This is a genomic window from Amycolatopsis sp. lyj-23, from assembly GCF_046549135.1.
GTDB lineage: Bacteria > Actinomycetota > Actinomycetes > Mycobacteriales > Pseudonocardiaceae > Amycolatopsis.
This window is the reverse complement of record NZ_JAJPWN010000024.1, coordinates 92,387-112,812: the sequence shown is the minus strand read 5'-3', so window position 1 is coordinate 112,812 and position 20,426 is coordinate 92,387. Positions and strand designations below refer to the sequence as shown.

The window sequence follows — 20,426 nt, the reverse complement described above, 5'->3', positions numbered from 1 at the left end:
TCCTTCGTTCGTCAGCCGAGAGCCCACTTCTGGTTGTTCGCGCCGGTGCAGGCGGCGAGCTGGACGGGGGTGCCGTTCGCGGTCGCGGACCCGGTCACCTCCAGGCAGAGCCCGGACTGGACGCCGGTGATGCTGCCGTCGGTGCCGGGCTGCCACCGCTGGTTGGCCTGGCCGTTGCAGGTCCAGATGACGACCTTGGTGCCCGGCGTCGTGCCCTGGCCGGAGGCGTCGAGGCAGCGCGTGCTGTCGCCGCTGTAGACGGTCAGCTCGCCGGCGCTCGTGCGGGCCCAGGCCTGGTTGGTGCCGCCGTTGCAGTCCCAGATCTGCACGCTCGTGCCGGGGGTGGTGCTGACGCCGTTGACGTCGAGGCATTTGCCCAGCGCGCGGACCGGGCCCGCGGCCGGGACGCTGCCGCCGCCGGTGCCGGCCGCGGCGATGACCTGCTGGGCGCCCGTGGGCCAGTTCGTGCCGCTGACCTGGACGTTCCCGGTCAGCACGTTGTTGTGCGGTGCGCCGGTGGCCACCTGGGTCGCGCCGCCGTTGTACCAGTTGCCGCTGAAGGTGTTGTCGTTGGTGTTGTTGGACCCGTTGGCGTTCGTGAAGGCCCAGACCCCCGAGTCCTGGATGACGTTGGCCGACAGCGTCACGTACCGGGAGCCCTCGTCGAGGTACAGCCCGACCGTGCGGTTGTTGTCGTAGACGTGGTTGTGGTCGATGGAGCTGCCGGGGTTGGCGGAGAGGTTGTAGATGCTGCCGCCGTCGTGCATCAGCTTCTTGGTGCCGTGCACCTTGTTGTAGCTGACGACGGTGTCCCGCAGCGTGGTCGGCGTCGTGTAGACGGGCTGGTAGTCGTACAGGCCGCGGTTGCGGTAGTCCTGGCTGCCGCCCTGGTCGTTGGCGCCCCAGCCCCAGCCGACGTCGATGCCGTCGTAGGTCAGGTTCGAGACGTCGTTGTGCGTGATGACGGTGTGCGTCGCGTACGTAGAGAGGATGCCGGCCATCTCGCGGTAGTCGAGGGCGACCCGGCTGACCGTGTTGGAGGAGATGGTGACGTCCTTGTTCGTCATCGCCGGGTTCGAGGGGTGGTGGGCGTCGGGGCGCACGCCGCCGACGATGACACCGCCGCCGGAGTCCTCGGTGAAGGTGTTGTGGTCCACGGTGATCGACGACGCACCCAGGCCGACGCCGGTGGCGTGCGCGTTCGCGTCGTTGCCGATGCCCAGCGCCACCTGGCCGAGGTGGGTGAAGGTGTTGCCGTTGAAGGTGATCCCGGCGGCCGCCGACACCTGGACCGCGGCCGGTGCCTGGGCCCAGGTGTTGCGGGCGCCCTCGAACTGGCGGCAGCCCGACTGGCAGGAGGTCAGGAAGTCGCCCGGCATCGGGGCCGCGGCGGGGAGGAAGGTGCCGGTCTGCTGGTTCGCGTACCCGACCGACGTGCTCGGCGTGAGCCAGGTGGTGTGCTCGAAGTTCAGGCCCTGGAAGGCGAGGTTGCGCACCGGGCTGTCGTAGGTGCCGCCGATCTGCAGCAGCGACGTCAGCCGCGGGAGCTCGACGTCGTGGCTGCCCGGCTCCCAGCCGCCGGGTGCCTTGTAGTACAGCTTCCCGGCCTGCGGGTCGAGGTACCACTGGCCGGTGTTCTTGAGGAAGGAGTAGGAGTTCTCGAGGAACAGCTGGCCGCCGCCGAACGGCTTGGCGAGCGTGTCGTAGCCCCAGTTGTTGTTGTTCCAGGCGGGCTGCTGCATGACGATCGAGGTGCCGCTGATGTGGTCGACGGGGGAGTACCGGTCGGTGAAGGAGTTCTGGCTCTCCACTTCGATCCGGTTCTGCTGCGGCAGCGTGGCCAGGTAGTTCAGCGCGGAGTTCGTGATCGTCATCCCGCTCGTGGTGAACTGCACGTCGTTGCGGGAGATCGTGATCCCCGCCCGCGGGGCGAGCGCGCCGTCGACGAACAGCTGCCGGGAGTCGGCGCCCGCCGGCACGGAGGCCACCCAGATGTTCTGGCCCGCGTCCTGCACCGACCAGCCGGTGACCTGGCTGCCACCGGAGAGGACGGGCCGCTGGCCCGGGGCGGCCTGCCAGGTGACGGTGTGGCCGTTCTGCCCGGAGTCGGCGGCGGCGAACCGCAGCGGGGCCGCCAGCCGGTAGGTGCCGCCGGCCAGCTGCACGACGACGTCGCCTGAGGCCGACTGGGCGCGCGCCAGCTGCTGGGCCTTCGCCGGGGTGGCGACCGGCTGGGCGGGGGTGCCGGGGTTGGCGTCGTCGCCGCCGGGCGCGACGGCGATCGTGACGGTCGCGGCGTGGGCGGACGGCGTGGCGAGCGCGGTCACCACGAGGGCGGTGACGAGCGCGGTGGCGATGCGCGACGGCATGGGCGGGGACCTCTCCGGGGACGGGGTGCGCCCGGTTCGGCAAGTCGTCCACTGTGGACAGCTTGCGGGCACCCGGCGCCGGGTCGCCCGGGCGCCCCGCCGTCGGCGGGTCTCGGTCCGGCGGCGGACCGGGCAGATGTGTCAGACTCATCCGCGGCGGCAAGGTGGGTCGGCGATCGAAAGTTTCGCCGTCCGCCGCCGGATTTCCGTTGGTGGGTCGGTGATCTATGAGAACAGTGCACCACCCCGGCGTCAAGCGATGAGCACGCTCATTGCTCCGTACTGCCGCTGCACCGGTTGTCCTTACTGTAAGTTTCAGGCCGCTCTGACAAAGATTGACCGGGTGGTGGGTCGGCGAGGTAAGGTGCTGCCCGGAGTTGCTGAGTCATACTCATTGCGTGACCAGTGACGAGGAAGTAGCACCGCCTGTCCCGTACCGCCCCGGCTACGAAGTGGTGGCGGAGCAGATCCTTCGGCTGATCGCCGAACTGGAGCTGCGGCCCGGCGACCGGATGCCGACGGAGAACGAGCTGGCGGCGCGGATGGGAACCAGCCGGACCGTGGTGCGGGAGGCCGTCAAGATCCTCTCGGCCATCGGCCGGGTGCGAGCGCACAAAGGACGTGGGCTGTATGTCTCCGACGACGAGGGCATGCTCGGCGGGTCCCGGTGGGGCGCGTTCTTCCTGCCCGCCGATCTCGACCACGTCTACATGCTCTTCGAATTCCGCCGGATCCAGGAGACCGCGGCGAGCCGGCTGGCGGCGGCCAACGCCACCCCGGCCGAGCTGCGCGCGATCGAGGCCGCCGCCGAGACCTGCCGGCACGGCCACCTGACCGGCCAGACCTCGCTGTTCGACCGGGGCGACGACGCTTTCCACGCCGGGATCGCCACCGCTTCGCACAACCAGTTCCTCGTCGCGGCCGTGCGCGAAGCCCGCCGCCTGCAACGCCAGTCGAACATCATCGGGATGTCCGGCGCCATCGGCGGGCACGCGGTGGGCGCGATCGAGGAGCACGCCGCGATCTACCGGGCGATCTGCGACGGCGACCCGGACGCGGCGGCCCACGCCGCCGGCGTCCACCTGGACAACACCCTGGAGGACTACCGCCGGGAGATCCAGCGCCGGCTCTTCGGCCGGTGACCGCAGTGACATTCCATTGTGGACCATTCTGCTCCCGGGCCCCACCCGCCCGGGGGGACGACGACGTCCGTTGACAGAGGGAGCCGTAAATGGTGAAGCCGAGATCCCTGTTCGTCTCAGCCGTGATCGGAGCCGTGCTCGCACTGCTCGCCGGCGGCACCGCCCAAGCCGCTCCGCCCGGCGGGAACACCCCGGCCGCCGCGGCCGCCGCCACCGCCGGCTGCGGGAAGGCACCCGGGCTGGCGAGCGGCAACCACACGATTTCCAGCGGCGGCCAGAACCGCAGCTACATCCTGCGGGTCCCGAACAACTACGACAACAACCACCCGTACCGGCTCTTCGTCGGGCTGCACTGGCGGGGCGGGACCGCGAACGACGTCGACTCGGGCGGCACCGACGGCTACAACTGGTCCTACTACGGGCTGCGCCGGCTGGCCGACAACGCGGGCAACGGCACGATCTTCGTGGCGCCGCAGGGCAACGGCAACGGCTGGGCCAACCCCGGCGGCCAGGACGTCACCTTCATCGACGACCTGCTCAGCCAGCTCGAATCCGCGCTGTGCGTCGACACCTCGCAGGTCTTCGCAGGCGGCTTCAGCTACGGCGCCGCGATGAGCTACGCCCTCGCGTGCGCCCGGCCCACCGTGTTCCGCGCGGTCGCCGTCTACTCGGGCGCCAACCTCAGCGGCTGCAGCGGCGGCACCCAGCCGGTCGCCTACATCGGTCTCCACGGCCTTCGCGACAACGTGCTGCCCATCGCCTCGGGCCGCGCCCTGCGCGACCAGTTCGTCCGGAACAACGGGTGCACACCGCAGAACCCGCCCGAGCCGGCCAACGGCAGCCTGACGCACATCGTGACGGCCTACTCCGGCTGCAAACCCGGCTACCCGGTGGTCTGGGCCGCCTTCGACGGCGCCGGGCACGACCCCGGCCCGCGGGACGGCTGCACCTGCGACGGCTGGCAGACGTGGACCTCGGGCGAGGTGTGGAAGTTCATCACGCAGTTCGATTCGAACACCCAGCCGCCGGGACCGCCGGTCCAGACCGGCGTCAACTACAAGCTGGTGGCCCAGCACAGCAACAAGCTCGTCGGGATCACCGGTGCCTCGACGGCGGCCGGTGCGCTCATCGAGCAGGAGCCGGCCACCGGCGGGCTCAGCCAGCAGTTCGACTTCGTCGACTCCGGCGACGGCTACTACCGGGTCCGGGCACGCAACAGCGGGCTGGTGCTGCAGGCCGCGAACGCCAACAGCGGTGCCGACATCAGCCAGCAGGCCGACACGAACGCCACCGCCCAGCAGTGGCGGGTCGTCGACCAGGGCGGCGGCGCGGTCAGCCTGGTCAACCGGCTGAGCGGCCTGGCCCTGGACGTCTGGGGCGTCTCGACCGCCGACGGCGCGCGGATCTCCCAGTGGACGTTCACCGGGAACCCCAACCAGCGGTTCCAGCTCCAGCGTGCCTGACGCCGTGTCCGTCGCCGAACAACCGCCGGGGTTCCGTCCCACCCTGGCCGACGTCGCGCGGGCGGCCGGGGTGTCGATCGCCACGGCCTCCCGCGTGCTGAACGGGTTCCCCCGGGTCAGCCCGGAACGCCGCAAGCAGGTCGAGTCCGCGATGCTGGCGCTCGGGTACGCCCGGCAGCGGGCGGCGAAGGCCGGCAGCGCGCGGCAAACCGGCTCGATCGCCCTGGTGGTGTGCGAGGAGGTGCCGCGGCTGTTCACCGACCCGTACTTCCCGCGGATCGCCGCGGGGGTCGGCCGGGAGCTGACCGCGGTGGGCGTGCAGCTGGTACTGCTCACCGTGCCGGCCACCGACGACTACCAGTCGCCGGTGGTGCGGTACCTCGACGGCGGCCACGTCGACGGCGCGCTCGTCGTCGGCATGCACGGCCGCCGCCCGCTCGACCTGGACTGGCTCGGCATCCCCGTCGTGTTCGGCGGGCGGCCGGTCCAGGCGGGGCGGACGGCCCGCCGGCCGTACGTCGACGCCGACAACCAGGGCGGCGCGCGGCTGGCGACCCAGCGGCTGCTCGACGGTGGCCGCCACACCGTGGCGACCGTCGCCGGGCCGCAGGACATGACCGCGGGCGTGGACCGGCTGGCCGGGTACCGGCAGGCGATGACGCGGGCCGGCCGGTACGACGAAACGCTCGTGGTGTGCGGGGACTTCGGCCAGGCGTCCGGCGAGTACGCGACGTCCCGGCTGCTGACCCGCCGCCCGGACGTCGACGGCATCTTCGCGGCGTCGGACATGATGGCGGTCGGCGCCCTGCGCGCGCTGCGCCGCGCGGGCCGGCGGGTGCCGGAGGACGTGGCCCTCGTCGGGTTCGACGACCTGCCGATCAGCTGCTGGACGGACCCACCGCTGACCACCGTGCGCCAGCCGGTCGAGGAGATGGGTGCCCGGATGACCGCGGAACTGCTGGCGATGATCGACGGCGCGTCACCGCGCCGGTGCACGGTGCTCGACACCGAACTGGTGCCGCGCAAGTCGGGGTGAATGTGGGAGGAATAGTGCGGGTATTCGTGATGGTCGCCGCGCTGCTGCTGGCGGCGCTGGCCGGGGCGCCCCCGGCTTCGGCGGCTCCGGCGCCGCTGGTGGGTGCGGCGTCGGGGCGGTGCTTGACCGTCCGGGGCGGCACCGACGCCACCGGAACGGCACTGGAGATCCAGGACTGCGGCGGGCAGGCCGGGCAGGCGTACGAGTTCACCGCGGCGGGGGAGCTGCGGACGGTGAACGGCACCCGGTGCGTCGACGCCTACGGGGGCCGGACAGCGCCGGGGACCGCGGTCATCATCTGGTCCTGCAACGGCCAGGCGAACCAGCAGTGGCGGCAGAACGCCGACGGGACGATCACCGGTGTCCAATCCGGACTGTGCCTGGACGTGACCGGCGCCGGCACGGCCAACGGCACCGCGGTCGAGCTGTGGACCTGCAACGGCCAGAGCAACCAGCGGTGGAGCGCGGGAACGACCCCGCCACCCCCGAGCGGCACGGCGCCGTGCGACATCTACGCGTCCGGGGGCACGCCGTGCGTCGCCGCGCACAGCACGGTCCGGGCGCTCTACGGCAGCTACGCCGGAAACCTGTACCAGGTCCGGCGGTCGTCCGACAACGCGACGAAGGAGGTGGGCGTCCGGGCGGCGGGCGGGACCGCCGACGCGAGCGTCCAGGATTCCTTCTGCGCGGGCACGTCCTGCGTCATCACCGTGGTCTACGACCAGTCCGGACGCGGGAACGACCTGTGGTACCAGGGATCGAGCGCGGTACCGGGGTCCAGCCAGAGCAGCCCGGCGAAGGCGACGTCGGAGTCGCTCACCGTCGGCGGCGCGAAGGCGTACTCGCTGTACATCAACCCCGGCAACAGCTACTGGCGCGACGGGCACCTGACCGGCGTGCCGACCGGCAGCGCACCGGAGGGCATGTACATGGTGACCAGCGGGACGCACGTCAACAGCGGCTGCTGCTTCGACTACGGCAACAGCGAGACGACCCGCAAGGCCGACGCGGCCGGCGCGATGGACGCGATCAACTTCGGCACGGAGTGCTGGTTCGGCGGCTGCACCGGCGGCGGCCCGTGGGTCCAGGCCGACCTCGAGTGGGGCCTGTACCCGGGCGGCAGCCAGCAGTGGAACCCGAACCAGCGGCCCCTGCCGAGCAAGTTCGTCACGGCGGTGTTGAAGAACAACGGCACGTCACGGTTCGCGCTCAAGGGCAGCAATGCGCAGTCGGGCAGCCTGACGACGATGTGGGACGGGGGGCTCCCGAGCGGGTACAGCCCGATGAAGAAGCAGGGTGCGATCGTGCTGGGCAGCGGTGGTGACTGCTGCAAGCCCGGTGGTGGGGCGAATCTGAGTGCCGGGACGTTCTACGAGGGTGCGATGGTGGCCGGTTATCCCTCGGATGCGACGGAGAACGCCGTGCAGGCGAATGTTGTGGCGGCTGGTTACCGCTGAGCCCGGTGGGGTGCGGGAGGGGGCTTTCCTCGCCTTGGTGCGGGGGAAGCCCCTTCCGTTGCTCGTGTGGCTTTGGATCTCGGTGCCGGGGTTTCGGCTTTGGGAAGGTTTCGGCTTTGGTGGAGGGCTCGGCTTTGGTGGACCCTCCACCCCGAAGCTTGATTGTGACTACGGACGGTGGCGCCGGGTCAAGGCGGGAAAGCGTGCCTTGACCCGGCGCCACCGTCCGTGTTTTTGGCTTCGTATCGGGGTGGCGGGGGAGGTCTGGGTGGGGTGCCGGTCGTGCTTTCGGGTGGCGGTCGCGTTGGGGGTAGTGCCTGGACACTTGCGTTGCGGGTCTGCCGGACTTTGCTGGGCCCCGGCCTGCGGCCGGAGCCGGATTGCTGCCGGAGCTGGGCCGCCGCCCGCCGCCCGCGGCCCGCTGGCCGCGGCCCCGGGCGCGGTGAGCCGTGGCCGCGGTAAGCCTGCCGCAGCCGTCGGCTCCCGGTCGCCGCCGCCGAACCGGTTCGCCTCCATTCGGCCGATTGTCGGTGAATTGCCCGCAGGCGTACCGTCTTCGTTAGTCGAACCGGTTCGATGATTGCGTTCGCTCACCGTCGTCCACCGCCAAAGGAGTCGTCTGTGGACCTCTTGCGTCAGCGGCCTCGCGCTCGGCGCGGCCTGGCCGCCCTTCTGCTCGCCGGGGCACTGCTCGGTGCCTCCGCCGTGGCCCTTCCCGCGCCGGCCGGGGCCGCGGACGAATCCGTCTCCGTGGACTTCTCCGTTGTCGGCGGCTCGCCCACCTTCCGGGCGTCCGGGTGGATCTACGGCATGACCGAGAACGCCTCGAACCCGCCCGATCACTTCTACCGGGACGTCAACTTCCAGGCGATGCGGGCCGGCGGGGCGCAGCTGGACAGCCCCGGCGGCTGGGTGTCCGGCCGGTACGACCGGCGGTGGAACGCCACCCGCGCCCAGCTGCTGCGCACCCGGTCGCTCGGCGGGCAGTTCGTCCTGCTCGTGCACGATCTCTGGGGCGCCGACGGTTACCCCATCTCCCGCTTTCCCGGCGACAACGGCGACTGGTCGGACTACGACGCCTTCCTCACCCGGCTGATCAACGATGTGCGGGCGACCGGCGCCCCGGTGGAGTGGGACATCTGGAACGAGCCCAACATCTCGCTGTTCTGGAACCGGCCGCAGAGCCAGTACTTCGCGATGTGGCAGCGCGCGTACCAGCGCATCCGGGCGGCCTTCCCGGCCCAGGCGATCGTCGGTCCGAGCCTGGCCGGGGTGCCGTCCACCTCGGCGAGCTGGTGGACGCAGTACCTCGACTTCGTCCGCGGCTCGAACACGGTGCCGGACATCGTCAGCTGGCACTCGCTGCCGGGTGATCCGGTGGCGAACGTCGCCGCGGCCGATGCGTCGCTCGGCTCGCGCGGCATCGCGCACCCGCGGCCCTACCAGATCAACGAGTACGGCGCTTCGAACGAGCAGAACCCCGGGGACGGCGCCTGGTACATCGCCCGGCTCGAACGGGCCGGCGCCGACGGGCTGCGCGCCAACTGGGCCAGTGCCGGGAACCTGCACAACGACCTCGCCAACCTGCTCGTCCGCAACTCCGCGGGCCGGTACCAGCCCAAGGGCGAATGGTGGGCCTACCGCTTCTACGCCTCGCAAACCGGCCAGCTCGTCGGCACGAAGGCCAGTCCGGCCTACGACCCCTTCGCCACGAAGGCGCCCGGCGTCGCGAAGGTCCTCGTCGGCGGGGGCGGCACGACCGGGAACGTCGCGGTCGCCCTGCAGCGCCTGGACACGACCACCGGCGTCGTCCAGAACAACCAGGTGCGGGTCGTCGTCCAGCAGATCCCGTTCAACGGCGGTGCCGCCGTCCAGAGCCCGGTCACCATCCGGGACTCGGTGGTGGCCGTCTCCGGCAACGCCGTCACCGTGAACCTCCCGCACACCACCGTCGACGACGCGCTCGACATCACGCTGCTGCCGCCGTCGGACGGGAGCTTCCAGTCCGTCGCCGTCGCCCAGCACTCCCAGCAGTGCCTGGACAACACCGACCTCGGCACCGCGGACGGCAACCGGCAGCAGCAGGACGTCTGCGAAGGCGGGGGCCAGCAGCTGTGGAACTTCCGGCCGGTGGCCGGGGCCGCGGGCACGTACACCGTCGTCAACCAGCAGAGCGGCAAGTGCCTCGAGGTGGCCGGCGCTTCCGCCGACGACGGTGCCGCCGTCCAGCAGCGGACGTGCACCGACGGGGCCGCGAACCAGCAGTTCTCGCCGCGCCGGGTGACCTACGGCGGCAACGACGTCCACGACTACCAGCTCGTCGCCCGGCACAGCGGCAAGTGCCTCGACGTCAACGGGGTTTCGACGGCCACGCGTGCCCCGGTCATCCAGTGGACGTGCAAGCCGGTGAACCAGAACAGCCCGCTCAACCAGACCTGGCGGCTGTGGGGGCGGGGACCGGCCTGACCCCGGCTCCCGGCCGGCCCGGCGTGCTCAGGCGCCGGGCCGGTTGCCGGTGGGGATCGTGATGGGCGTGCTCGTCGGGGACGTTCCCTTGTTGAGGAACAACATGGCGAGCGCGCGGATGAACTGGTCGAAGAGGTAGAAGCCGGCCGGGGCGATGGGCAGCAGGCCTTCCCGGAAGGCGATGTACGCGGGCCAGCCGGTGCGGACCAGGGTGGCGGCCGCGTAGTCGCGCGGCAGGCCGAGCCAGTCGCCGACCTCGTTGCTGAGCACGTACCGCACGAACTCGTTCAGGAAGCCGCGGGTGACGCCGAGGTCGACCTGGGCCGTCAGCCCGAGCAGGTCGGCGGCCAGCTCCTTGCCCTCCGGCGTGGGGGCGAGCAGCGGGGTCAGCACCTGCGCCGACTGCGCGTCGGCCGCGGCCCACGTCTGCGGGATGAACTCGTCCCGCACGCCGAGCAGGTGGATCGCGACCTGCCACTGGTGGAGGAAGGCGTCCTCGTCCGCGGCGGACATCGGGACATGCCACTCTTTGAGCTTGCGGTGCACGAAGGTGCCGAGGCTGTGGAAGGTGACCAGGATGTCGCCGTTGCTGATCGGCACCCGCTCGTCGGCCACCGCCCGCCAGTGCGGCGACTGCGGCAGCAGGTGGCGCACCGCGGCGTGCACCAGGCGGGTCTTGTTGGCGGTGACCACGAACTGGCCCGAGGGTTCGAACGCGCCCGCTTCGCCGAGGTCGTAGCCGAAGGTGAACGTCTTGGCCGCGCGGTCCTGCATGGCGGCGCCGCCCGCGGACCAGTAGACCGACCGCGCCTCCCGCGGGATCACCGTGCTCATGATGCCGCTGCCGAGGCCGTAGAGCACGAACAGGTAGGTGTCCTTGCGCCGGTTGAAGTCGGCGGCGCGGCGCAGCTTGGCGGGGTCGGCCCAGGCGGGCAGCCGGTTGACCCGCTGCAGCCAGGCGGTGAGGTCGGCGGGCAGGCCGGACGGCAGCGGGTCGGCGTTGTCCACCCACGACCGCAGCGCGGTGTTGACCGCGGGCACCCGGCCGCTGTCGACGACGCCGGCCATCAGCGGGTCGAGCTCGTCGTCCCAGACCCACCACGGGTCGGCGCCCGCCGGCGTGGCCGTGGTGGACACGGTGGCCGCCCCGGCCGGGACGACGTTCGCCGCGCCCGCCAGGCCCAGCGCGACACCGAGCGAGAGCGCGTTCCTCCTGCTGAGATTGCTCATTTACTTACCTAGCTTCCTTGGTAGGCAGTAGCCGGTTCGACGTGCGTATGAGCGGTGCTTGAGAGGAGATTCCTCATTAACATAGAAGCTCGCTCGCGGGTCGGCAAGACCCCGCGCGCCTGTGGTTGACTGGCAGGCATGGCCCGAACCCCGCGCACCGCGGCCCGGCGGCCGCGGTGACCGCCGAGCCGGCCGCGGCCCTCCGGCCGCGCAACCGCAGGCAGCTCGTCGTCGAGGCGGGCGCCGCGGTGTTCAGCGAGCGCGGCTACCACGCGGCGTCGATGGAAGAGATCGCGGCGCGCGTGGGCATCACCGCGGCCGCGCTGTACCGGCACTTCCCGAACAAGTACGCGCTGTTCGCCGAGTGCGCGAACGTCATGGCGGACCGGCTCGTCGCCGCGCTCGCCGAAGTGCCCTCCGACGCGTCCCTCGCGGCCGTCTTCGCCGCCGTCACCCGGGTCACCGTCGCCCACCGGGAGACCGGCGGCGTGTACCGCTGGGAGGCCCGCTACCTCGAGCGGGCCGACCGCAAGCAGCTCGCGGAGAAGTTCGCGCACGTCGTCGAGCGCGTGGCGGACGCGGTGCACCGCGAGCACCCGGGTCCCGAAGAGCACCTGCGGGCCGTCGCCGCCCTCGGGGCCATCGGGTCGGTCACGATGCACCACAACGCGATCGCCCAGCGCCGGGTCGGGGAACTGCTGCAGGCCGCCGCCCGGCGGGTGGCCGCCACCGAGCCGGCCGCGGCGACGGCGCCCGCGGTCGAGATCCCGGCCCCGCCGGTGCCCCGGACCCGGCGTTCGGAGATCCTCGCGGCCGCCGTCCCGATGTTCGAACGGGACGGGTTCGCCACGGTGACGAACGGCCGGATCGCCGAAGCGGTGGGGCTGGTGCCGTCCGCGCTCTACCGGTACTTCCCCGGCAAGGCCGACATCCTGGCGGCGGCGTGCCTGCAGGCCGCGGCGCTGCTGGCCCAGGCGGTCGAGCACAACCTGCGCGGGAGAACGGATCCGCACGAGGCCCTGAGCGCGTTGACGGCGACGTACGTGGCGTACAGCTTCGAGCACAGCGCCCTCAACAGCGTGGCCAACGCGGAAATCGCCGGGTTGCCCGACGGTTTGCGCCGCCCGCTGGTCGCGGCGCAGCGCGAGCACATCGCCGTCTGGGAGCAGTACCTGCGCCAGGCCCGCCCGGACCTCGACCCGCGCCAGGCCCGCGTGCTGGTGCACGCGGGCTTCGGCGTGGTGGTCGAGGCGGGCCGCCGGCTGCGCTGGGCGGACCGCCCCGAGCACCGGGCGGCGGTGGCCGCCTTGCTGGTGAGTGCGCTCGGGGTGTGAACCCCTCAGGCGCAGGGCAGCGTTCCCGTGCGCAGGGCGTGGCCACCGTCGTTGCCGTCGTCGGACCAGACGACCGCGCGGCGCCCGGCGGAGCAGCGCGGGGTGATCGCGAACCCTTCGTTGTTGTAGTTCGGCATCTTCGACGGCCGTGCGTAGGTCGCGGTGACGGTGAACTTGCCGCCGCTGAGCTTCAGCGTCGCCGTCTTGCCGGAGCAGGTGTCGTCGCAGACCGACCAGAGGCTGCCGCTCGCGGGGTCGAACTCCAGCTCCATCACCTTCGGGAAGCCGGCCGGGAAGGACGCCACCCGGGTGAAGCCGCCGCCGGTCTGGTCGAGGGCGTAGGCGTAGATCCGGCCCGCGTCTTCGAGGCCGAGGAAGTAGAGGCCGGTGCCGTGGCGCGGGTAGGCGGCTGGGTCGTACGGCGCTTTCGCGTGCTCGTCGCGGAAGCCGCCGGCGGTGAGGAAGGAATCGGGGATCCACGCGATGCCCTCGAAGCCGCCGTTGTCGTCGACGGCGGGCAGGTCGCCGGTGAGGTCCCACTCCGCGGCGGCGTCGAGCTCGGTGGCTGCCGCCCGCGGGGCGTACCGCAGCACCTTGAGCAGGCTGCCGTCCCCGTCGTTGTCGCGCTCGGTCGCGGCGAGCACGCCGTCGGGCGTGACCACGACCCCTTCGGCGTCCGGATCGCCGTGGCCGTCGCGGTAGTGCAGCTTCCAGTCGTCGGCGGGGCGCCAGCCGCTGCCGTCGCGGACGAGCCGGTAGAGGGTGCCCGGGCCGTTCTTGACCGCCCAGAGCACATCGGGGCCGTCGAAGGAGAGCCCGCTGACGTTGTCGCCGAGGACACCGGCGGCGTCGGCGACCGCGACGGCCGGATCGCCGGGCCACTTCAGCGGCGTGGCGGCTTGGGCGGTGCCGGTGGGAACGAGGAGAAGGACAGCGGCGAGAGAGAGGAGGGTACGCACGTCGTGCTCCAGGGGCCGGAGGGCGGGGGGCAGCGCGGCGTTGTTCCGGACTGTACCGAGCCGATCACCTCGCGGGCAACTTCGTCTCGCACCGCACCTGCGGCGCGGCCTCGGTCCCGGAAGCCACGCAGTCGACGCCCCGCCCGGGCGCCGGAACGGGGTAGCCGAAGACGACCGGCGCGTCGGAGTCCGCGCCGGCGGCGAACTTGAGCACGGTCGGCTTCCGGGTTCCGGTGCCGTGCAGGGTTTTCGAGTAGAACGTGGTGTGCGGACCGATGGCGGTGCTGATGCCCTCGCCGTCGTCGTCGAGTTCGTGCACGGTGAGCACGTAGTCCCCGGTGGTGTACTTGCCTTCGTCGCCGTGCCCGGCGTCGGCCGGGGTGGCGCCGAGGACTTCGGGGGAAACGGGATCGGCGGCGGTGGCGATCACGGTGGCCCCGACGGCCACCACGGCGGCCCCCGCCACGGCCGCGGCCACGACGATGATGCGCTTCACGGGTCCCCTCCTCCCGGCTTCGGTGCTCAAGCTAGGGGAGCGGAGGGCCGGGCCACCTCGGCCGAAGGGGCGGTTCGGCGGCCGCGGCCTCGTCCTTTCGGCCGAGGTCGCCGGGCGCGGTCAGTCGGTGCAGACGGGCGCGGTGTAGGCCAGCTTCGCTTCGTCGACGTACCCGCTCACGCCGGTCCGGGCGACGGTGCCGAAGTACCGGTGCGGATACCGGTCGTGGGCCAGGCTGCGGACCTGCACGACATCGGCGACGCGCACCTCGCCGACGGGACTGCCGACGGCGTCGAGCACGGCCCCGTCCCGGGTGACCCGGTATTCGCGCGCGGGCACGCACGGTTCGCCGCGCGCACCGAGGAGAGCGACCGCGCCGCCGAGCAGCCCGGCAACGGCGCCGGCGACCAGCGCGGTGACGACGCTGACCCGGCGAGCGCGCAGCCACCCGTCACGACGGGGTGGGGGTTCGCCGAGGGCGGTGGAGACGGTGGGCGATCCGCCGGATGATTCCGGACGGCCGCCGGACACCGCCGGACGCGCGTGTGGGGCGCTGGGCCGTTCCGCGGCACTGGTGGGGGCGACCTGAGGCGCGGGGTGCTGTTGGTCGGGGCCGCCAGGGTGTTCCACTGGGACCGCTTCGAATGCCGGGTGTCCTTCGCCTGGGATGTGGGGGTGGTCGCCGGAGTTGGCTGGGGCTGGTGGTTGTCGGCCGCCAGGGGCGGGTCCGGGTGCCGGGGGCGGTTCGACCTCGGCGGAGGCCGCGATCCAGCGCTCCTTCCACGCCGGACCCGGTTCTCCGCACGCTTCGGCCAGTGCCACCACCAGGTCGCACGCCGGCAGGCGGCCACCCTTCAGGGCGTCGTGCAGCGTGCTGCGGGGGTAGCCGGTTCTCCTGGCCAGCTCGGAGAAACTCGGCATGCCGTTTCTTCGGCGGATCCCGCGCAGATCATTGATCAATTGTTCGGTCGTTCCGGTCGGCATCTTCTCCCCGTTTCCGTCCGGATCCATCCGGATGCGTCCCGAACCCTAGCCGCGGCCGCCAGCCGTTCACTAGGAACCATTCGGTGAGGTCACCGATTACCGAATGAGAGGAGGGAGCGAATGGGGAAACTCCGAATGCCGGCCGGGCTCGTGGCGGCGGTGCTCGCCACATCGGCGCTGCTGACGGCCGGGCCCGCGGCGCACGCCGGGGAAGTGCACCGGATCGTCACGGCGCCGTCGCCGAGCACCGGCGCGCCGATCGACGGTGGCGGCAGCTGGATCGTCAATAAGCCGAGCGGGTACTACCTCGGCCGCGCCATGCCGGGGGACAGCTTCGACGACGAGGTCACGACGAGCGCCAATTGGCACTTCGGCCGGGCGCAGTCGACGGTGAACATGTGCGGCTGGGTGCTCCCCGGCTCGATGGGCGCCGATCTCGGGCCGACCGCGGACAGCTGTTCCACCACCACGCAAGGGACGATTTCCCACCGCCTGACGGTGGGCCGGGACTACAACGCCCCGGCGCACCAGGCGACCGACGGGAGCCCGGTGCCGGCCAACACGGCCTGCACCCTGTCCTTCAACTACTTCTACGGAACCGATTTCACGGCGAACGGCGGCCACTGGGCCACGCCGGCGGGCGCACCGCAGAGCAGCGTCCGCTACCGCTTCACCACGCGCGACGGCCAGGCGGTCGTCGTCCGCGATCCCGTGCTCGGCTGGGGTTTCCTGCCGATCGGCTGCGTCCAGCGGCCGGCCTCGCTCTACAACGACGACGACTGAGGAAGGAACCATCATGCGCAGTGCGAAGACCGTGATCGCCGCCGGTGTCCTGGCGGCCGCGACGCTCGGCCTGACCCCCGCCGTCGCCGGGGCTTCGGTGCAGGAAGTCCGCTGGCAGTGCGGCGCGCCGGACAGCGTCACCGTCCGGTATTCCCCCGGCGGGGCGGCCATCCCCGGCGAGACGATCGGCTACGGCGTCCGCGTCAACGTCGACAACCACAACGACAACGTGTGGTGGCACATCAACTCGCCCTACGGCGGCTACGTCCTGGCCCAGTACTTCTGCTGACCCGGACCGGCCACGGCCCCGGCCCCCCGCCGGGGCCGTGGCGCGGGCGGGGTCACGACCGGGCCCGCCGCCAGACCGCCAGCGCCGCCGCGGCCAGCGCGCCTCCCGCCGCGGCCACGACCCCGTGGTGCCGGCTCGCCCACAGCTGCGCGCTCCTCGGGGTCGCTTTCGCGTCGAACTGGCCGTGCGCCCCGAAATCGCGCGCCTGGTCCGCCGGCGACCACAGGTTCTCCGGCTGGTCCGCCGGCTTCTTCTCCCCGGTCTGCTGGGAGCGGTAGCCGGTCCGGGCCAGGTACCGGTCGAGGACGCCCGGCGCCACGGCGTTCGCGATCAGCGTGCCCGCCGTGCTGCCGCCGACCCAGTACTCGCGGCGGCGGGGGTGGTCGGCCGCGTGCAGCACCGCGCGGGCGGCGACCTCCGGCTGGTAGATCGGGGGTACCGGCTGGGCCTGGTCCGGGAGCTTCGACCGGACCCAGGAGAACTGCGGGGTGTTGACCGCCGGCATCTGGACCATCGTCGTGCGGATGTGGCTGCCGTCGTGCAGCAGCTCGCAGCGCAGGGCCTCGTTGAACCCCTGGATCGCGTGCTTCGCGCCGCAATACGCGCTCTGCAACGGGATCCCGCGGTACGCCAGCGCCGAGCCGACCTGCACGATCGTGCCGCGGTCACGGGACTTCATCCGGCGCAGGGCGGCCATCGTGCCGTGGACGTAGCCGAGGTAGCTGACTTCGGTGACGCGCCGGAACTCGGCCGGCTCGATCTCCCCGAACGGCGCGAACACCGACGTGAACGCCACGTTGACCCACACGTCGATCGGGCCGAGTTCCCGCTCGACCCGGGCCGCCGCCGCGTCGACCTGGTCGAAGTCGGCGACGTCAGTGGGGATGGCCAAGGGCGTTCCGCCCTCGCGGGTGACGTCTTCCGCGGCCGCTTCGAGGCCTTCCTTGCCCCGGGCCAGCAGGGCGACGCTGGCCTGGCGGGCCCCGAACGCCCGCGCGACCGCGCGGCCGATGCCTCCGCTCGCCCCGGTCACGACGACGACCTGGTTCATTTCTGCCTCCGTTCTCCGGTGCGGGCCGCGCGGGCCCAGGCGGCCGCGACCACCGCGTTCGCCAGTGCCGCGGCCCGCCACCGGCGGGACACCGCGGCCAAGCCGAGCATGCTGGCGCTGTGCGCCACGTCGATCGTCCAGCCCCAGCGGGCCACCACCCCGTCCGGCCGCCGCAGGACGGCCGTGGCCTGGGCCAGGTGGCGGACGCCCAGGGCCAGCGCCACTTTCCGCGGGACCGGCAGCACCCGCGAGGCGGCCACGATCCCGCCGCCCCACAGCGCCCGCGCCGTCGCGACCCGGCGCGTCATCGGGCCCACCGCCAGACGGCGATCCCGAGCGCCGCGACGCCGACCGCGGCGGCCATCGCCCTGCGCCGGCGCCGCGGTGGCTCCGCCGGGGTGTCGAGCCCGCGGGCCAGCAACTCGGCCAGGTGGACGCCTTCGCGGCCGCCGCTGTCGAGTTCGTGCAGCTGCGTGCGGCAGCTGAAGCCGTCGGCCAGCACCGCCGTCTCCGGCGAAGCGGCCCGCACGCGGGGCAGCAGGACCCGCTCGGCGCACGCCTTCGAGACGTCCAGGTGGCCCTTCTCGAAGCCGAAGTTGCCGGCCAGGCCGCAACACCCCGAGTCGAGGTGCTCGGCGTCCACACCGGCGGCCTGCAAGAGCTTCCGGTCCGCGTCCCAGCCCATGACCGCGTGCTGGTGGCAGTGGACCTGCGCGATCGCCTCGGCGTCCAGGCGCGGCGGCCGGTAGCCGGGGGAGTGCTCGGTGAGCAGCTCGGCCAGGGTGACCGTCTGCGCGCGCAGCCGCCGGACGTCGTGGTCGCCCGGGAAGAGCTCGGCCGCGTCCGAGCGGAACACCGCCGTGCAGCTGGGTTCCAGGCCCACCACCAGCCCGTCGTCGTGCAGGTGCGCGGCCAGTTCGCGGACCGTGCGCGCCAGGATGTGCTTGGCCACGCCCAGCTGCCCGGTCGAGATCCAGGTCAGCCCGCAGCACAGCGGCGCGGACGGCAGCCTCACCCGCCACCCCGCGTCCTCGATCACCCGGACCGCGGCCCGCCCGACGTGCGGGTGGAACGAGTTGGTGAACGTGTCCGGCCACAGCAGCACCGTCCCGCGGGCGCCGGTGCCGGACGGCCCCCGCCGGGCGAACCACTGCTGCAGCGTTTCCCCGGCGAACATCGGCACTTCGCGGTCCTCGACGCCGGCGATCCGGGTCGCCAGCCGGGCCAGCCCGGGCGCGTACGTCACGGCGTTCACGACACGGCCGGCCCGTAGGCGGCCCACGATCTGGGCGAAGGCGGGCAGCCAGCCCATCGTGAAGTCCGACCGCGGCCGCCGCCACGGCCGGCCCTCGTAGTGGTGGGCGAGGAACTCCGCCTTGTACGTCGCCATGTCCACATTGGCCGGACAGTCGGTCTTGCACCCCTTGCAGGCCAGGCAGAGGTCGAGTGCCTCGCGCACGTCGGTCGAGCGCCAGCCGTCGCCGACCGGGCTGTCGCCGTGGCCGTTGAGCATCTCGAACAGCAGCCGGGCCCGGCCGCGCGTGGAGTGCTCCTCCTCGCCCGTCACCTGGTACGACGGGCACATGACCTGCCCGCCGCTCGTGGTGTGCTGCCGGCACCGGCCGACGCCGACGCAGCGGTTGGCCGCCTCGGCGAACGAGCCGCCGTCGTGCGGGAAGCGGAAGTACAGGTCCTGCGGGTCGGCGGGCGTCCAGCCGCTGCCCAGGCGCAGGTTCTCGTCGAGCCGGTAGGGGGCGACGACCTTGCCGGGGTTCATCCGGTTCCCCGGGTCGAACACCGCCTTCAGCCGGCCGAACGCCGTCACCAGGTCTTCGCCGAACATCTTCGGCAGCAGTTCGCCGCGCGACTGGCCGTCGCCGTGCTCGCCGGAGAACGACCCGCCCAGCTCGGCGACGAGGTCGGCGGCGCGCTCCATGAACCGCCGGTAGGTGGCGACGCCGTCGGCGGTGTAGAGGTCGAACGGGATCCGCGTGTGCACGCAGCCCTGCCCGAAGTGCCCGTACAGGCTCGGGCCCGTTTCGCCCGCGTAGCCGAACTCTTCGTACAGCGCGGTCAGCTTCCGCAGGTACTCGCCGAGCCGCTCCGGCGCGACGGCGGAGTCTTCCCAGCCTTCGAAGGTGTCGGGCCGGCCCGGCAGGTGCGCGGTGGCCCCGAGCCCGGCTTCGCGGACCTGCCACAGCTCGTCTTCGCGGGCCGGGTCGTCGAGGAACTCGGCGTCGGCCTCGTGCTCGGTGCCGTGCAGGGCGTCGAGCATCTTGTGCGCCTGCTGCTCGGCTTCCTCGTGGGTGGCGGCCGCGAACTGAACCATGAGGAACGCGCGCCCGTGCGGCAGCTCGCGGAGGGCGTCCGGGTTCATGTCCTTGAGCTGCTCGTCCCGGATCAGCTTGTGGTCGACGCCTTCCAGCGCGACCGGCTCGTGCGGGAGGACCGCGGGCACGGCATCGGCGGCGGTGGCGATGTCGCGGTAGCCGAGCACCACCAGCGTCCGCTCCGGCAGCACCGGGACGAGCTCCAGCTCGGCCCGCAGCACGGTGACCAAAGTGGACTCGCTGCCGACGAGCAGCCCGGCGACGTCGAAGTGGTGCTCCGGCAGCAGGGAATCGAGGTTGTAGCCCGAAACCCGGCGCGGGATGCCGGGGTAGCGGCGGCGGATCTCCTCGGCGTAGGTGTCGCGCAGCCGGCGCAGCTGCCGGTAGATCGCCGCGCGCGGGTCGCCGCGGCGCTCGATTTCGGCGTACTCCTCGTCGCTGGTTTCCCCGCACCAGAAGCGGGTGCCGTCGGAGGTGACGACTTCCAGACGGGCGATGTTGTCGACGACCTTGCCGGTCCGCTGGGCCGTCGCCCCGCACGAGTTGTTCCCGATCATCCCGCCGAGCGTGCAGTTCATGTGCGTCGCCGGTTCCGGCCCGAACCGCAGCTTCGTGTCGGCCAGTTGCCGGTTGAGCTCGTCGAGCACGATCCCCGGCTGGACAATGCAGGTCCGGGCGTCGGCGTCGACCGACTCGAGCCGGTGGCAGTACTTGGAGAAGTCGAGGACGACGGCGGTGTTCGTGCACTGGCCGGCGAGGCTCGTGCCGCCGCCGCGCGAGAGCACCGGGGCGCCGAACTCCCGCGCGACCGCGAGCGCCGCCACAGCGTCGTCGGGCGTGTGGGGCAGCACGACGCCGAGGGGCACCTGCCGGAAGTTGGATGCGTCGGTCGAGTACGCGGCGCGCGTACCGCGGTCGAAGCGCACTTCGCCGTCGACGCGTTCACGCAGTGCCGCGGCGAGTGCGTCCGTGTCGATGTCTTCGTGGTCCGCGTGGCGCACCACCGGATCGGGGAGCTGGACGGGTCCCATCGCGGA

Annotated in this window: 16 protein-coding genes and 1 pseudogene; 8 read left to right on the top strand and 9 right to left on the bottom strand. The window is 72.3% G+C overall.

The genetic code is table 11. The annotated features are described in order from the left end of the window. Positions 1-11: 11 nt before the first annotated feature. Positions 12-2,369 (bottom strand): ricin-type beta-trefoil lectin domain protein, encoded by a 2,358-nt coding sequence (locus ACLJPY_RS44420; protein WP_410597011.1) that lies wholly within the window; start codon positions 2,367-2,369, stop codon positions 12-14. A gap of 398 nt (positions 2,370-2,767) precedes the next feature. On the opposite strand from ACLJPY_RS44420, the gene ACLJPY_RS44415 reads away from it, so the two are divergent. The 5 genes from ACLJPY_RS44415 to ACLJPY_RS44395 all read left to right on the top strand — a co-directional run bounded on the left by ACLJPY_RS44415 (position 2,768) and on the right by ACLJPY_RS44395 (position 9,933). Beyond that, a complete protein-coding gene (locus tag ACLJPY_RS44415) occupies positions 2,768-3,511 on the top strand; it encodes a FadR/GntR family transcriptional regulator (RefSeq protein ID WP_410597010.1) in 744 nt (247 codons plus the stop codon). 89 nt (positions 3,512-3,600) lie between these two features. Beyond that, entirely contained in the window at positions 3,601-4,974 is a 1,374-nt protein-coding gene (locus tag ACLJPY_RS44410) for an RICIN domain-containing protein (RefSeq protein WP_410597009.1), read from the top strand. Between the two features lie 4 nt (positions 4,975-4,978). Then, positions 4,979-6,010, top strand: coding sequence for a LacI family DNA-binding transcriptional regulator (locus tag ACLJPY_RS44405; RefSeq protein ID WP_410597060.1), 1,032 nt, complete (start codon positions 4,979-4,981; stop codon positions 6,008-6,010). A 14-nt stretch (positions 6,011-6,024) separates the two neighbouring features. Then, positions 6,025-7,467 carry an arabinofuranosidase catalytic domain-containing protein gene (locus ACLJPY_RS44400; RefSeq protein ID WP_410597008.1) on the top strand — a complete coding sequence of 481 codons (1,443 nt, stop codon included), beginning with the start codon at positions 6,025-6,027 and terminating at the stop codon, positions 7,465-7,467. A 621-nt stretch (positions 7,468-8,088) separates the two neighbouring features. Further along, entirely contained in the window at positions 8,089-9,933 is a 1,845-nt protein-coding gene (locus tag ACLJPY_RS44395; RefSeq protein WP_410597007.1) for an RICIN domain-containing protein, read from the top strand. Between the two features lie 27 nt (positions 9,934-9,960). Here the strand turns inward: ACLJPY_RS44395 and ACLJPY_RS44390 are convergent, their stop codons facing one another. After that, complete coding sequence (locus ACLJPY_RS44390) at positions 9,961-11,163, bottom strand: oxygenase MpaB family protein (protein ID WP_410597006.1); 1,203 nt, start codon at positions 11,161-11,163, stop codon at positions 9,961-9,963. A gap of 176 nt (positions 11,164-11,339) precedes the next feature. On the opposite strand from ACLJPY_RS44390, the gene ACLJPY_RS44385 reads away from it, so the two are divergent. Then, complete coding sequence (locus tag ACLJPY_RS44385; RefSeq protein WP_410597005.1) at positions 11,340-12,497, top strand: TetR/AcrR family transcriptional regulator; 1,158 nt, start codon at positions 11,340-11,342, stop codon at positions 12,495-12,497. Between the two features lie 5 nt (positions 12,498-12,502). On the opposite strand, the gene ACLJPY_RS44380 is transcribed toward ACLJPY_RS44385, so the two are convergent. From ACLJPY_RS44380 to ACLJPY_RS44365, 4 genes and pseudogenes are all read right to left on the bottom strand, one after another. Further along, positions 12,503-13,456 (bottom strand): esterase-like activity of phytase family protein, encoded by a 954-nt coding sequence (locus tag ACLJPY_RS44380; RefSeq protein ID WP_410597004.1) that lies wholly within the window; start codon positions 13,454-13,456, stop codon positions 12,503-12,505. A 64-nt stretch (positions 13,457-13,520) separates the two neighbouring features. Beyond that, positions 13,521-13,952: a hypothetical protein gene (locus ACLJPY_RS44375; protein ID WP_410597003.1), complete on the bottom strand. Its 432-nt coding sequence runs from the start codon at positions 13,950-13,952 to the stop codon at positions 13,521-13,523. A gap of 120 nt (positions 13,953-14,072) precedes the next feature. After that, positions 14,073-14,483, bottom strand: a complete 411-nt coding sequence (locus ACLJPY_RS44370) for a hypothetical protein (protein ID WP_410597064.1) — start codon at positions 14,481-14,483, stop codon at positions 14,073-14,075. 267 nt (positions 14,484-14,750) lie between these two features. After that, positions 14,751-14,936: pseudogene (locus ACLJPY_RS44365) on the bottom strand (helix-turn-helix domain-containing protein); the annotation flags it as partial. Between the two features lie 120 nt (positions 14,937-15,056). Here ACLJPY_RS44365 and ACLJPY_RS44360 point away from each other — a divergent pair. Further along, positions 15,057-15,719, top strand: coding sequence for a hypothetical protein (locus ACLJPY_RS44360; RefSeq protein ID WP_410597002.1), 663 nt, complete (start codon positions 15,057-15,059; stop codon positions 15,717-15,719). 13 nt (positions 15,720-15,732) lie between these two features. After that, positions 15,733-16,008, top strand: a complete 276-nt coding sequence (locus ACLJPY_RS44355) for a hypothetical protein (RefSeq protein ID WP_410597001.1) — start codon at positions 15,733-15,735, stop codon at positions 16,006-16,008. 52 nt (positions 16,009-16,060) lie between these two features. Here ACLJPY_RS44355 and ACLJPY_RS44350 read toward each other — a convergent pair whose 3' ends face one another. The 3 genes from ACLJPY_RS44350 to ACLJPY_RS44340 are packed head-to-tail and all read right to left on the bottom strand — an operon-like array spanning position 16,061 to position 20,420. After that, entirely contained in the window at positions 16,061-17,059 is a 999-nt protein-coding gene (locus ACLJPY_RS44350) for an SDR family oxidoreductase (protein WP_410597000.1), read from the bottom strand. Further along, positions 17,056-17,367 carry a hypothetical protein gene (locus ACLJPY_RS44345; RefSeq protein WP_410596999.1) on the bottom strand — a complete coding sequence of 104 codons (312 nt, stop codon included), beginning with the start codon at positions 17,365-17,367 and terminating at the stop codon, positions 17,056-17,058. Before ACLJPY_RS44345 ends, ACLJPY_RS44350 begins: the two co-directional genes overlap by 4 nt. Further along, entirely contained in the window at positions 17,364-20,420 is a 3,057-nt protein-coding gene (locus tag ACLJPY_RS44340; protein WP_410596998.1) for an FAD-binding and (Fe-S)-binding domain-containing protein, read from the bottom strand. Before ACLJPY_RS44340 ends, ACLJPY_RS44345 begins: the two co-directional genes overlap by 4 nt. Positions 20,421-20,426 lie beyond the last annotated feature (6 nt).

Coding starts and splice junctions, on each gene's coding strand:
- ACLJPY_RS44340 (WP_410596998.1), bottom strand. CDS start 20,420: ATGGGACCCGTCCAGCTCCCCGATCCGGTGGTGCGCCACGCGGACCAC.
- ACLJPY_RS44360 (WP_410597002.1), top strand. CDS start 15,057: ATGGGGAAACTCCGAATGCCGGCCGGGCTCGTGGCGGCGGTGCTCGCC.
- ACLJPY_RS44420 (WP_410597011.1), bottom strand. CDS start 2,369: ATGCCGTCGCGCATCGCCACCGCGCTCGTCACCGCCCTCGTGGTGACC.
- ACLJPY_RS44345 (WP_410596999.1), bottom strand. CDS start 17,367: ATGACGCGCCGGGTCGCGACGGCGCGGGCGCTGTGGGGCGGCGGGATC.
- ACLJPY_RS44390 (WP_410597006.1), bottom strand. CDS start 11,163: ATGAGCAATCTCAGCAGGAGGAACGCGCTCTCGCTCGGTGTCGCGCTG.
- ACLJPY_RS44350 (WP_410597000.1), bottom strand. CDS start 17,059: ATGAACCAGGTCGTCGTCGTGACCGGGGCGAGCGGAGGCATCGGCCGC.
- ACLJPY_RS44410 (WP_410597009.1), top strand. CDS start 3,601: ATGGTGAAGCCGAGATCCCTGTTCGTCTCAGCCGTGATCGGAGCCGTG.
- ACLJPY_RS44355 (WP_410597001.1), top strand. CDS start 15,733: ATGCGCAGTGCGAAGACCGTGATCGCCGCCGGTGTCCTGGCGGCCGCG.